15 protein-coding genes are annotated in these 12,088 nt (G+C 50.7%); 6 read left to right on the top strand and 9 right to left on the bottom strand.

The features are described from left to right. Window positions 1–24 precede the first annotated feature (24 nt). From ychF to CWE12_RS03870, 3 genes are read right to left on the bottom strand one after another with little or no spacing between them, the layout of a single operon-like run. A complete protein-coding gene (gene ychF, locus CWE12_RS03880) occupies window positions 25–1,116 on the bottom strand; it encodes a redox-regulated ATPase YchF (RefSeq protein ID WP_126788342.1) in 1,092 nt (363 codons plus the stop codon). Window positions 1,117–1,127: 11 nt separating this feature from the next. Next, complete coding sequence (gene pth, locus CWE12_RS03875) at window positions 1,128–1,721, bottom strand: aminoacyl-tRNA hydrolase (protein WP_338022814.1); 594 nt, start codon at window positions 1,719–1,721, stop codon at window positions 1,128–1,130. A gap of 20 nt (window positions 1,722–1,741) precedes the next feature. Beyond that, entirely contained in the window at window positions 1,742–2,392 is a 651-nt protein-coding gene (locus CWE12_RS03870) for a 50S ribosomal protein L25/general stress protein Ctc (protein ID WP_126788341.1), read from the bottom strand. 298 nt (window positions 2,393–2,690) lie between these two features. Between CWE12_RS03870 and CWE12_RS03865 the strand changes: the two genes are divergently transcribed. Next, window positions 2,691–3,152 carry a hypothetical protein gene (locus tag CWE12_RS03865; RefSeq protein ID WP_126788340.1) on the top strand — a complete coding sequence of 154 codons (462 nt, stop codon included), beginning with the start codon at window positions 2,691–2,693 and terminating at the stop codon, window positions 3,150–3,152. A gap of 64 nt (window positions 3,153–3,216) precedes the next feature. Here CWE12_RS03865 and CWE12_RS03860 read toward each other — a convergent pair whose 3' ends face one another. Further along, the gene (locus tag CWE12_RS03860) at window positions 3,217–3,762 is read right to left on the bottom strand and encodes a DUF2058 domain-containing protein (RefSeq protein WP_126788339.1); all 546 of its coding nucleotides are present in this window, start codon (window positions 3,760–3,762) and stop codon (window positions 3,217–3,219) included. Between the two features lie 99 nt (window positions 3,763–3,861). Between CWE12_RS03860 and CWE12_RS03855 the strand changes: the two genes are divergently transcribed. Next, the gene (locus CWE12_RS03855) at window positions 3,862–4,941 is read left to right on the top strand and encodes an endonuclease/exonuclease/phosphatase family protein (protein ID WP_126788338.1); all 1,080 of its coding nucleotides are present in this window, start codon (window positions 3,862–3,864) and stop codon (window positions 4,939–4,941) included. A 40-nt stretch (window positions 4,942–4,981) separates the two neighbouring features. On the opposite strand, the gene CWE12_RS03850 is transcribed toward CWE12_RS03855, so the two are convergent. Next, window positions 4,982–6,436 (bottom strand): catalase, encoded by a 1,455-nt coding sequence (locus CWE12_RS03850; RefSeq protein ID WP_126788337.1) that lies wholly within the window; start codon window positions 6,434–6,436, stop codon window positions 4,982–4,984. A 143-nt stretch (window positions 6,437–6,579) separates the two neighbouring features. On the opposite strand from CWE12_RS03850, the gene CWE12_RS03845 reads away from it, so the two are divergent. The 3 genes from CWE12_RS03845 (at window position 6,580) to CWE12_RS03835 (ending at window position 8,362) form a co-directional block, all read left to right on the top strand. Continuing rightward, window positions 6,580–7,002: a secondary thiamine-phosphate synthase enzyme YjbQ gene (locus tag CWE12_RS03845; protein WP_126788515.1), complete on the top strand. Its 423-nt coding sequence runs from the start codon at window positions 6,580–6,582 to the stop codon at window positions 7,000–7,002. Window positions 7,003–7,071: 69 nt separating this feature from the next. After that, the gene (ppiC, locus tag CWE12_RS03840; RefSeq protein WP_126788336.1) at window positions 7,072–7,350 is read left to right on the top strand and encodes a peptidylprolyl isomerase PpiC; all 279 of its coding nucleotides are present in this window, start codon (window positions 7,072–7,074) and stop codon (window positions 7,348–7,350) included. 79 nt (window positions 7,351–7,429) lie between these two features. Next, a complete protein-coding gene (locus CWE12_RS03835; RefSeq protein WP_126788335.1) occupies window positions 7,430–8,362 on the top strand; it encodes a M14 family metallopeptidase in 933 nt (310 codons plus the stop codon). A 60-nt stretch (window positions 8,363–8,422) separates the two neighbouring features. Here the strand turns inward: CWE12_RS03835 and CWE12_RS03830 are convergent, their stop codons facing one another. The 4 genes from CWE12_RS03830 to CWE12_RS03815 all read right to left on the bottom strand — a co-directional run bounded on the left by CWE12_RS03830 (window position 8,423) and on the right by CWE12_RS03815 (window position 10,884). Further along, window positions 8,423–8,755 (bottom strand): hypothetical protein, encoded by a 333-nt coding sequence (locus CWE12_RS03830; protein ID WP_126788334.1) that lies wholly within the window; start codon window positions 8,753–8,755, stop codon window positions 8,423–8,425. A gap of 41 nt (window positions 8,756–8,796) precedes the next feature. After that, entirely contained in the window at window positions 8,797–9,312 is a 516-nt protein-coding gene (locus CWE12_RS03825; protein ID WP_126788333.1) for a phage holin family protein, read from the bottom strand. Between the two features lies 1 nt (window position 9,313). Further along, entirely contained in the window at window positions 9,314–9,634 is a 321-nt protein-coding gene (locus CWE12_RS03820) for a DUF883 family protein (RefSeq protein ID WP_126788332.1), read from the bottom strand. Between the two features lie 200 nt (window positions 9,635–9,834). Next, entirely contained in the window at window positions 9,835–10,884 is a 1,050-nt protein-coding gene (locus CWE12_RS03815; protein ID WP_420836628.1) for an NAD(P)-dependent alcohol dehydrogenase, read from the bottom strand. Window positions 10,885–11,012: 128 nt separating this feature from the next. On the opposite strand from CWE12_RS03815, the gene CWE12_RS03810 reads away from it, so the two are divergent. Further along, window positions 11,013–12,020, top strand: coding sequence for an alpha/beta hydrolase (locus CWE12_RS03810; RefSeq protein WP_126788330.1), 1,008 nt, complete (start codon window positions 11,013–11,015; stop codon window positions 12,018–12,020). Window positions 12,021–12,088: the final 68 nt, after the last annotated feature.

The raw sequence follows: 12,088 nt of genomic DNA, 5'->3' as shown, positions 1-12,088 counted from the left end.
AAACGTTCATGTTAAACGTGAATGTTAAACATTAAAGCGGAAGTGAATAACATCACCATCTTTGACAATGTAATCTTTGCCTTCAAGGCGCCATTTACCAGCGTCTTTTGCGCCTTGTTCTCCATTATTATCAATGAAATCATCATAGCCAACAATTTCAGCGCGAATGAAGCCTTTCTCAAAGTCGGTATGGATCTTACCGGCTGCTTGGGGAGCGGTACTGTTGACCGGGATGGTCCAGGCACGCACTTCTTTGACGCCAGCGGTAAAGTACGTATGCAGGTTCAATAATTCATAGCCTGCACGGATAACACGATTCAGACCAGGCTCAGTTAAACCCATTTCACTGAGGAATTCTTCTTTGTCAGCGTCATCAAGCTCTGAAATTTCAGCTTCGATGGCCGCACAAACCGGAACCACAATCGCATTTTCGCGGCTGGCAATTTCCTGCACCTGCTCAAGCATCGGATTGTCGCTAAAGCCGTCTTCAGCCACGTTGCAGATATACATGGTCGGCTTTAGGGTTAACAGGTTATGAGAGCGAATGGTGCGGCGCTCATCGTCGCTCAGCGTGACACTGCGCGCCATACTGCCTTCTTCCAGCGTCGGCAGCAGTTTTTCCAACACTGCAATTTCAGCTTTCGCCTGTTTGTCGCCGCCTTTTGCTTTCTTGCCTAAGCGGTGAATGGATTTTTCTACCGAATCCAGGTCAGCCAGTGCCAGTTCGGTATTGATGGTATCAATGTCTTCTAACGGATCGACTCGGCCATTCACATGGACCACATTCTCATCGTTAAAACAACGAACAACATGACCGATGGCATCCGTTTCACGGATGTTGGCAAGGAACTGATTACCCAGCCCTTCACCTTTTGATGCCCCTTTGACCAATCCGGCGATATCCACAAATTCCATGGTGGTAGGAATGATTTTTTGTGGCTTTACGATCGCGGCCAGGGCGTCAAGACGTTCGTCTGGTACAGCAACGACCCCGGTATTGGGCTCGATGGTACAAAACGGGAAGTTTGCGGCGTCGATGCCAGCCTTGGTCAGTGCATTAAAAAGGGTCGACTTACCAACGTTTGGTAAACCTACGATACCGCATTTAAAACCCATAATTGTTCCTGTTACTCTGCTTTGATCGAATGTAAATACTGTTTTGCCGCGGTATAACCGTCTCGCAAAACAATTTCAATACTACGTGCGGCGTCATCGACAATACTGTCCATCAATTGCTGCTCGGACTGGGGCGCTTTGCCCAGTACATAACCGGTCACTTTGTCTTTGTGTCCGGGGTGTCCGATACCAATACGCAGCCGATGAAAACTATTGTCGCCACCCAGCGCGGAGATGATGTCTTTTAAGCCATTGTGACCACCATGACCGCCACCGGTTTTAAATTTCGCTACTCCAGGTGGCAAATCGAGCTCATCATGAACGACCAGAATGTCGTCTGCAGTGAGTTTAAAAAAGTTTGCCATGGCACCTACCGCTTTACCACTTCGGTTCATATAGGTGGTAGGGATCAGCAGACGGGTATCAGCATAGGGCGCGCTCAGGCGTCCACTGAGACCGTAGAATTTACTATCGGGGGACAGGGTGGTGTTAAAGCGTCGGGCGACTGAGTCGACCAACCAGGCTCCGGCATTATGCCGTGTGTGTTGATATTCGGGGCCTGGATTCGCCAGGCCCACGATTAACTTCAGGTTTGCTGTCAACATACAGTCCTGATGTAAGAGGATTACTCTTTATCTGCGCTTTCGTCAGCGTCGCTTTCTTCGCTTGGAGCAGCGTCGTCAGCAGTTTCTTCCGCTTCAGTTTTCTTCGCAGAAACCGTCACTACTACCTGATCGTGGTCATCACCTTTAGTTAGTTCAACTAAAGTAACACCTTTAGGCAGTTTCAGATCGGTCAGGTGGATGTTATCACCAACGTTCATGCCAGCCAGATCGATTTCGATATACTCAGGCAGATCTTTTGGCAATACAGTGATTTCAACTTCGTTCAGATGGTGAACGATAACACCGCCAGCTTTCTGTGCATCTTCTTCATTGAGGAAGTGCAATGGAACGTTGGTGTGAAGTTCCTGTTTAGCATCAACGCGCTGGAAATCCAGGTGCAGGATTTTCAGTTTGAACGGGTGACGTTGCATATCTTTAACGATTGCTTCTACTTTCTTGCCATCGATAGTCAGGGTCAGAATGTGCGAGTAGAAACCTTCGTGATCAGCGGCGTTGTTGACTTTGTCGTGCTCTAAAGTCAGTGCTACGGCTTCTTTGCCTGCACCGTATAAAACTGCTGGAACTTTACCTTCGCGACGCAGGCGGCGGCTCGCACCTTTACCCATGTCGGTACGGATTTCAGCATTAAAAGCATAATTAGGTTGAGACATTTGAATTCTCCAAAAATGTGTATGTGCCGACAACCGCGACCAGAAGCCGGCTCGGTCCCCTATTTAAGGGGCGGCGAATAATACCACTGCGCAGATCCAAAGGCAATTGAGTTACCAGAGTCCGACCCTGGGTTTTCCAAATGTCACCCAAAAGGGTGAGTTGGTTAAAAAATAATTCACGTGTTTGCAACAGCTTAGCAACCTTTACATTTCTAGCTATTGCAGCAGAGGCCTAGCTTCGATAAAACCGAAAGCGAAGAAGACATTATAATAAAGTAAGTAAAAAGGGTGTAGAACTATGAAAAAATCTCTTAACGCAACCGTGCTAGCACTATCAGTTGGAACTTTAATGGCCGTGGGGACGGCCTCAGCAGTGGAGGACTTAGGTCAGTGTGTGGAACTGCAGGATCGTCAGCCAGTAGAGCTGCAGCTTGATGAAAAAGGGCAGTGGGCGAACTGCTTTACGCTCAATGGCATCGCCGCTGGTAGCGAGGTCGAAATTACTGCCATGACCGAGCGCAATTTTGAACATAGCGTCAATGTCTATGAGGTCAATGGTGCCTCGTCGGCTGACCTGGTCGGTGAATACAATTCTGTACGCAGCCTGACTCAGGTTTCAGTACCACAGAATGGCAACGGACTGGCATTCGATGTCGTGCCCGGTGATGTAAGCAGTGCAAAAAACCTGAAAGTACAGTATCTGATGATGGGCAGCAGTCCGCAAATCGTTATTGAAATGTACAATCAACCAGCGAGCTAACCTGTGAACCAGGTCAGGCACACAACACAGGCGCTTTGAGCGCCTGTTTTTTTAGCCATCCCATCTACCACATCAGGTCGTCCGGCACCTGGTAGTCTTTATAAGGATCATCTTCTGCTGGCTGCTCGCTATCTTGTGACGCTATAAAGATAACCGCTTCAGCAAAGCGTTCTGCTATTTTGTCTGCAATCGTCCGGGGAACTACTACAAACCCCTGCGTTCCCTCACATATAGCAAGGTTGCCTTTAGCCAGGTGGTTTTGTACCGATGAGCTGACCATCAGGTTGTACACTTTAGTGCTGCGCGGATCGGCAAAATTGAAGCGAATGTCGCCAGCGTAAGGTTGCTGGTGCTGCTGCAACATTTGCATGGCCTGGGCACGAAGTTCTTTGGCATGCTCAGCTTTCTTACGTTGCTGGTTAAGCTCGCGGTCACGCTCTGCTTTTGCGGCACGTTCAGCGGCGACACGCTCTGCAGTGTTGTCCTTTTCTACCGCAATACCACTGCGTTCAAGTTTTTTTGTTTTACGCTTTTCCTGCTTTACTTTCTTTAGTTTCTTGTCATCCACCAGGCCTGCACCAAGCAACTGATCTGCCAATGATTTACCCATAGTAAGTCGCACTCAAACTGTTTAGATTGGTACCATTGTAACAGTTGTTGGCCTATGCTGTAACGTTCACATTCTGGTCATTCATGGGGCACGCTTGTTTTGTATATTACTATTTTAGTTGCGGTAAATTTAGTTCAGTTGGCGTTTGTGGTGATTCCTTTCAGTCGGCATGAAGCCTGGTGGATACGTGTTTTCGACTTTCCTCGTTTACAAACGTTTTGGTTTGGTTGCCTGCTTCTTATCGTTGAGCTTTTCGTGCTTGATTTAACCCAGGCTCTTTCGTATTTGCCGCTGGCAATGACGGTGCTGTTTTTGCTCGCTCAGGGATGGTGGATTTACCCCTATACCAAACTGGCGTCAGCGGAAGTGAAGTGGGCTAAACCGGCTAAAGACAGTGCCCGGGTCAGTTTACTCTGCTGCAATGTGCTAACACCGAACCGCGAGGCGAAACGGCTACTAAAACTGGTCGATGAATGGCAGCCAGATTTATTGGTGACACTCGAATCGGATGACTGGTGGGAAGAACAGCTGGAAAGCTTAGCTGAACAATATCCGCACAGTGTGAAATGCCCACTGGATAACCTCTATGGGATGCATGTCTACTCAAGACTGCCCTTTGAAGATAGCCAGCTTCAGTTTCTGGTCGAGGACAATGTCCCCTCGATCCATGTCCTGGTTCGCCTGGCCGGACAGCCTGTGCGGATTCACTTTCTTCATCCCGCGCCACCGAGCCCGACTGAAAACGATGAATCGACTGAGCGTGATGGCGAGTTGATGCGGGTGGCAAAATACATTCGCGAACGGCAGCAGCAGAAGAATGTACCGACGATTGTCGCTGGTGATTTGAATGATGTGGCATGGTCGGCAACCACGCGCTTGTTTCGCAAAGTCAGTGGCTTGCTTGATCCGCGGGTAGGGCGTGGGATGTGGAATAGCTTTCATGCCAAGTGGTGGTTTGCTCGTTGGCCGCTGGACCATATTTTTCATAGTGATCACTTTACCCTGGTTAAACTTTGCCGGTTACCGCCAATGGGATCGGATCATTTTCCTATCTATACACAACTTCAACTGGCGCCCTCGCGTCGTAACGAGCAGGATGGACTGGATTTAGAAGGTGACGAGAAAGCCTGGGCTGAAGAGAAGATAGACCAGGTCGAAAATGACAACGGCGCCTCCTGAGAGACGCCGTTCGTTTAGTTATATGGTAGCGGACCATTATTTAGTCACGTTGACGATAGCCGTTCTCGATTCGTTCACCGACCTCAGTATCAATATTTCGCCAATACTCAAAGGCCCGGCTCAACACGGGTTCTTTCACATCTTTTTTCAGGTGCCCGATAACGTTATCAATCAGTCGTGAGCGTTCTTCTTCACTCATGACCTCACGAACGAGGGCGCGTGCCTGCCCCCAGTCATCATCATCCTGACGCAGGGTATATGCCTGACGTACCATGTCTCCGCTGGAATGCCAGGTATCATCATTCTGATTGCGTGACGGGTCGGCGTGTGGCCCCCCTTTGGAATTAGGCGCGTAAACCGGGTCGCTGACATTCTGAGTACGCATCGCCCCGTCTTTACTGTAGCTATGCACGGGGGACTTGGGCTGATTCACCGGAATTTGCTTGTAGTTGACGCCGAGCCGGGCGCGATGGGCATCGGAATAGGAGAAGACCCGTGCCAGCAGCATTTTGTCGGGGCTCAGCCCAATCCCTGGGACCAGGCTACTAGGCTCAAATGCAGCCTGTTCTATCTCCGTGTGGAAATCAGTTGGGTTGCGGTTCAGTACAAATTTGCCCACTTCAATCAGTGGGTAGTCTTTGTGCGGCCATACTTTGGTTAAATCAAACGGATTAAAACGATAGTTTTCAGCCTCATGGAACGGCATGATCTGAACATGAAGGGTCCAGCTCGGACAGTCACCGCTGTCAATCGCCTCATACAGATCCTTGGTATGGTAGTCACTTTCTTCCCCGGCAATACGACCCGCTTCTTCCTCGGTCAGATTTTCCACCCCCTGATCGGTATGAAAGTGGTATTTGACCCAGAACTTTTCACCGTTGGCATTGACCCACATGTAGGTGTGGCTGCCATATCCATTCATGTGGCGCCAGGTTTTAGGAATACCACGGTCGCCCATTAGATAGGTGACCTGATGGGCCGACTCGGGTGACAGCGTCCAGAAGTCCCATTGCATATCATGGTCACGCAGATTATTAGCGGCAAGGCGTTTTTGTGAGCGGATAAAATGCTGGAACTTCAGTGGGTCACGAACAAAGAAGATAGGCGTATTGTTGCCGACCAGATCGTAGTTGCCTTCTTCGGTGTAGAATTTCAATGCAAATCCGCGCGGGTCACGCCAGGTATCAGGGCTGCCACGTTCCCCAGCTACCGTCGAAAATCGTGCCAGCGTATCTGTGCGTTTACCTGGCTGCAGAAACGCTGCCTTGGTGTATTGGCTAACATCATGGGTTACTTCAAAGTAACCAAAGGCACCGGCCCCTTTGGCGTGGGGTTGCCGTTCGGGGATCCGTTCGCGGTTGAACTGGGCCATTTGCTCAATCAGATAATGATCATGCAGCACAATTGGTCCATCGGGGCCAACCGTAAGCGAGTGTTCATCGCTATTAACCGGCATGCCGGAATCAGTGGTGGTAAATTTTTTGCTGTCTGTCATCGGGTGCTCCATTTGGATGAAAGTTGTCACTGTGAGCCTGAAACTAACTGTAGACAGCACCTCGCTATCTCGCAAATAGCAGTAGTTCCTTGTTACACTTAGGGTCATCCAAGCATTCCGATACAGGCAAAGGGGTTCAATTGATCTGGCAGCAAACTGATCTCAGATTAGCGGCAAAACCGCGTGGTTTTCATCTTATTACCGACGCCATTGAAAAGGCACTGCGGGCGGTGACGATGCCACAGACAGGGCTATTGCACGTGTTTCTGCAACATACGTCAGCGTCGATCAGTATTAATGAAAATGCTGATCCCAGTGTACGCACAGACTTTGAAGCCTATATAAACCGGCTTGCTCCGGAGAATGAGCCCTATTATACCCACGTCTACGAAGGCGACGACGACATGCCCGCACACCTCAAATCGAGCTTACTGGGGTGCCAGCTTTCGATTCCCATTGTCGAGGGGCGTCTGGGTCTGGGTACCTGGCAGGGCGTCTATCTGGGTGAACATCGGGATCATGCTGAGGGACGGTCGCTGATCTTAACTGTTCAAGGCACAAAGTAGATAGCGGGTAACCAGTCGGTGAACCGGATTGAAGTTTATTTGTAGCATCACTGAAGAAGGAACACGCTGATGGCGAAAGCCTGCGCACTGCATATTTTGGTGAAAACCGACGCTGAAGCACAGCGGCTTAAAAAACAACTGGATGAAGGCGCCAACTTTAATCAACTGGCGAAAAAACACTCTATTTGTCCGTCGGCGAAACGGGGCGGAGACCTCGGTGAGTTTCGCCGCGGTGAAATGGTAAAGGCATTTGATCAGGTGGTCTTTAGCAAACCCGTTTTAACCGTGCATGGTCCGGTTAAAACAAAGTTTGGCTATCATTTAATTAAGACTTTATACCGTAGTTAAGCCGCAGCTAAGCGACGGCAATCATTTAAAATTCATCTCGCATAGACAATTCTATGCGACTACACAGCGAGCAAGAATAATGAGCACACAGATAACCAGCGAACAGAGATATGCAATTGGTACACCCGGGCAACCCTGGGGCGCACAGGAAAAAGCCGACTGGCTGGCTGCACAAGGGGTAAAACGCTCGTACCAGGACGAGGTGGTGAGTGAGATCGAACGACTTGCCGGGCGCTTCGATGTGCACCAGTATGGCGAGCTGGATTATCAGGCACAAGGCGCAGGCCGCTATCCTCTCTACGCACTAACCACGGTTGACTTTGATCTGGACAAGCCGACGATTCTGGTCACCGGAGGGGTACATGGCTATGAAACCAGTGGCGTGCATGGAGCGTTGCGCTTTCTGGAGCTGCATGCCGAAGACTATAGTGCTGACTTCAATATTATTGTGGCACCCTGTATTAGCCCATGGGGCTACGAAACCATTAATCGCTGGAACGTATTCGCGGTTGACCCAAACCGCTCATTTATAGCCGACAGCCCGGCGCCGGAAGCGGCGCAAGTGATGGAATTTATTCAGTCATTGGACGTCGATTTGCTGGCGCATATTGATTTGCATGAGACCACCGACACCGACAACAGCGAATTCAGACCGGCGTTGGCGGCGCGCGACGGCAAGCTCAATACAAACTGGAACATCCCGGATGGATTTTATCTGGTCGGCAATAGCGCGCAGTTACAGTCAGAGTTTCAAGCCGCCATTATTCGTTCAGTGGAGCAGGTGACACATATTGCGGAGCCGGATGAGGAGGGGCGTCTTATCGGAACGCCGATGGTACAACCTGGTGTAATCGAATATGAGGCTAAGCCACTGGGCCTGTGTATGGGATTAAGTCAGGCTCAGTTCGTGACCACCACTGAAGTTTACCCTGACAGTGCAAACGCCACTCCGGAGCAGTGTGTGAATGCTCAGGTAGCCGCGGTGACAGGGGCCCTGGATTTTCTACGATAGGCCGTCATACGTTAGTTAGGGCGGTCACTAACGGCTGGCGGACTGAATCATGATGGTATGTCAGTCATGGGTAAAAAAGTCGGCCAGCGAGTTAGCAGTTTGAGTTAGGCTATAAATTCTTAAACCCGTTCGCAGTATCTGGCTGGCATCGACTGATTTATGCGCTTTGCCGCAGTCTTTACAGTAGCGATTGTGACTTAGCTGGCCAATCATAAAACCAGAGGCACCCGCTATGCCGAGTGCCTTTTTTGAGGCCAGGGCGGAGCGAACATGGCTGCGCAGCATGCGCCGGCGCGCACTAACCAGTTTCTTGCGCAAGTGCAACTCGCGCTTGGCGTCGCTGATTTCGAGGATAGTCCGCTTTGAAGTGAACAGTGTCAGCAAACCGGGCATGAGTCTTTTCCTTTAAATGGCGCTGTAATAAATTGCGATAGCTAGCTTGTGGGATCCGAGTTAGCCTTTTGTTCAGCTTGCTTTCGGGCTGGTGTGGTCTGTGCTTCAGGTCGTTCTTCGTCAGCTTCACCGGTCAACCGCGGGTCCAGTTCCTGGACGAAGGCAGAAAATAGTAGCCCCCGACCTTGCTTACGGATAACAAAGGCCAGCATCACCACGACGACGGCATGCAACAGTCCTGTGATCAGCAAACACGCACTGGCGCTGAGCCAGTTATTCTCTACCACAAAGGCAACCACAGCCCCAACCAGTGCTATCCAGGTCATTGCGGCAACACCGCCGGCGACCATTCCGGTTACCACCATGCGGACTATACTTTCACCCGCCTGGCGAGTCTCCAGTGCCGCTAACCTGATATGGTCACGCGCTAATAAACGATATTCGTCAATAACTGCGCGGGCTTCTTTCAACAGACCATCACCGATGGCTGAATCTGGCTTCTGATTGGTTGAAGAAGCGGGCCCTTGCGGACCCGCCTGCTGTTTGTCCCGTTCCAACTTAACGGTTACTCAGAATACGGCTGATCAGGAAACCACCGGCGACGGCAATGCCCAACGCTGTGACCGGGTTTTGCTGCACATACTGGTTTACTTTTGACACCCACTCTTCCTCTTTATGCTTAATTTGTTGCCCTTTACTGCTCAACGAATCGGCAGCATGGGTGGCATAATCAGCGGCGCGATCAACCCCTTCATGGGCTGCATCAGCAGCGCGACGAACAAAGTCATCTGCCGGTTTAGCCTTCTCAATTGCTTCATGCGCGCTTTCTGCGGCGTCATTGGCTTTATTACTTGCGGTACTTTCCTTTTTTGCTGCCATGGGAACTCCTCGTAACTGAAATTCAATGCAGTTATTTAGCATGCATCCCTTGGGGAGAGTGCTAAGTACTTGCAACGTAAATAAATTTTAACCTGGTGAGGCTCGGTAGTGCAGCCTCAGAATTCACTTTGAGTATAGTAACAGGGATCTAAAACGCAAAGCCTCAGACCAAAGCTTGTGTAAAGATCCCCGCTCCATTTTTATGCAGAAAGTGTTTCCATATCAATCACAAAGCGGTACTTCACGTCGCTTTTTAGCATACGTTCGTAGGCGTCATTGATGGTGCTGATATCAATCATTTCGATATCTGCTGTGATCCCATGCTTGGCACAGAAGTCGAGCATTTCCTGGGTTTCGGCAATGCCTCCAATTAAGGAACCGGCGATGCTGCGACGTTTGCCAATCAACACCCCGACGGATGGGGATGGATGAGGTTCGGCAGGCAAGCCGACCAGGGTCATGTTGCCCTCACGACGTAACAGGTTGCTATAGTCGTCGAGATTGTGGGGCACCGCGACCGTGTTCAGAATAAAATCAAAGCGATTGCGTGCAGCTTTCATTTCATCTTCGTTTTTAGAAATAATGACGTGGTCTGCACCTAAACGCTTGGCATCACCAACTTTAGAAGGGGAGGTGGTGATCATGGTGACTTCAGCGCCCATCGCTTTCGCCAGTTTGACCCCCATATGGCCGAGCCCGCCTAAACCCACGACTGCCACCTTATGCCCAGCTTTGACGCCCCAGTGGCGCAACGGCGAGTAGGTTGTGATACCCGCGCACAGCAAGGGGGCAACGCCAGCTAAATCGAGACTGTCGTCAACCCGGAGGACGAAGTCCTCGGTCACCACGATGTTATTGGAATAGCCGCCATAGGTCATTCCGCCGGTTTGCTTCTCTTCACTGTTATAGGTGGCAATGAAGCCATTATCACAATACTGCTCATAGCCGTCGTCGCAATTCTCGCAGTGTTTACAGGAGTCGACCATACACCCGACACCAACGGTGTCGCCGACCTTAAACTTGGTTACCTTGCTGCCGACTTTGGCTACTTTACCGACAATTTCATGCCCCGGTACCATAGGGAAGACGCTGCCGCCCCATTCATTGCGGGCCAGATGGAGATCAGAATGGCAAACCCCACAGTATAAGATATCAATCTGTACATCCTGCTCGCCCGGTTCCCGGCGCTCAAAACTGAAGTGCTGGAGAGGTTTATCACTGGTGTGTGCGGCGTAGCCAACAGATTTCAACATAGTTATTCCTTCCTTGACCAAGGTCAGTGGTTGTAAATGATTGGTCAAGGATAGCCCGAATGGATGCCGGCGTCAGGCGTTCACTGCTATATTTTATCGAACATACAGATCGCCGGAGATGAAGAATGCGTGCTTTTAATAGCTTGTTGCTGCTTGTTTTTTTGCTGATAGGCCTGAGTGGGTGTGCTCAGCGGCCGGCCCCTGAAGAACCTGCCCCCGAGGTTATTGAGGAGGCTGAAGAGCCGGTTGAGATAACAGAACCAGGTCCGGAAGCGCAGTTGTTGCAGGAACCGATCCGGTTTTACCTCGATATTGCATATGCTGGAACCAACAATCCGCGACAACGCTTAGATATATTCGTTCCGGACCAACCGAATTACGTCCCTATGCCCGCGGTGATTTATTTACATAGCGGCGACTGGCGTTCAGGCAACAAAAGCGAGGCGCAACAGGCGATGATGCCGTTGCTCCGCCGCGGCGATTATGCGGTGATAGCGGTCGGTTACCGACTGACTGACGAGTCGATCTGGCCGGCCCAGCTGCATGACGTGAAGGCGGCTATCCGCTGGGTGCGGGCCCGTGCTGACGACTATGGTATCGACCCGCAACGCCTTGCATTGTGGGGAGACGGTGCGGGAGGGCACTTGGCCTTAATGGCTGGAGTGACCAACCAGGCGCAGGACATGGCCGGCAATCTCGGTGCCTATACTCATATTCGTAGTGATGTTTTAGCGGTGGTGAACGAGGGGGGCGTGACGGATATCAATGCACTGTTAAGCCAGTCCAGCCAGGTGGACCGGGCCAGCGCGACTGCGCCGGAAGCGGGGTTGGTAGGGGGGCTATTACGCGACAATGTGGATATCGCCAGTGCCGCTTCTCCGGTTCATTATGTGCGTGAAACAACCCCTCCGGTCCTCAGCGTATACGGGATGGAGGACACTATGGTGCCTCATCAGCAAGGGCCGTTACTGCATGATCAGCTGGAGGATGCCGAACGGGAACATTATTTGCTGACCGTGATCGGCGACGACAATGAAGCAAAAAGAAGCGAGGTAAAAGAGCGTATTTATGCATTTCTGGACCGAATTCTGTTGGGGAGCAACCTGCGGGTTAATCCGGCTGTCATCGACTAACGCCCTGAATACATTGAATCAGTCACGTGAACTGCGTACACTTGTTACATCGATTTAACATGGTATGG

This window comes from Aliidiomarina sedimenti, assembly GCF_003986955.1.
GTDB lineage: Bacteria > Pseudomonadota > Gammaproteobacteria > Enterobacterales > Alteromonadaceae > Aliidiomarina > Aliidiomarina sedimenti.
This window is presented reverse-complemented; position numbering and strand designations above follow the sequence as displayed.

Coding starts and splice junctions, on each gene's coding strand:
- CWE12_RS03870 (WP_126788341.1), bottom strand. CDS start 2,392: ATGTCTCAACCTAATTATGCTTTTAATGCTGAAATCCGTACCGACATG.
- ychF (WP_126788342.1), bottom strand. CDS start 1,116: ATGGGTTTTAAATGCGGTATCGTAGGTTTACCAAACGTTGGTAAGTCG.
- CWE12_RS03860 (WP_126788339.1), bottom strand. CDS start 3,762: ATGGGTAAATCATTGGCAGATCAGTTGCTTGGTGCAGGCCTGGTGGAT.
- CWE12_RS03810 (WP_126788330.1), top strand. CDS start 11,013: ATGCGTGCTTTTAATAGCTTGTTGCTGCTTGTTTTTTTGCTGATAGGC.
- CWE12_RS03830 (WP_126788334.1), bottom strand. CDS start 8,755: ATGCCCGGTTTGCTGACACTGTTCACTTCAAAGCGGACTATCCTCGAA.
- pth (WP_338022814.1), bottom strand. CDS start 1,721: ATGTTGACAGCAAACCTGAAGTTAATCGTGGGCCTGGCGAATCCAGGC.
- CWE12_RS03850 (WP_126788337.1), bottom strand. CDS start 6,436: ATGACAGACAGCAAAAAATTTACCACCACTGATTCCGGCATGCCGGTT.
- CWE12_RS03820 (WP_126788332.1), bottom strand. CDS start 9,634: ATGGCAGCAAAAAAGGAAAGTACCGCAAGTAATAAAGCCAATGACGCC.
- ppiC (WP_126788336.1), top strand. CDS start 7,072: ATGGCGAAAGCCTGCGCACTGCATATTTTGGTGAAAACCGACGCTGAA.
- CWE12_RS03835 (WP_126788335.1), top strand. CDS start 7,430: ATGAGCACACAGATAACCAGCGAACAGAGATATGCAATTGGTACACCC.
- CWE12_RS03865 (WP_126788340.1), top strand. CDS start 2,691: ATGAAAAAATCTCTTAACGCAACCGTGCTAGCACTATCAGTTGGAACT.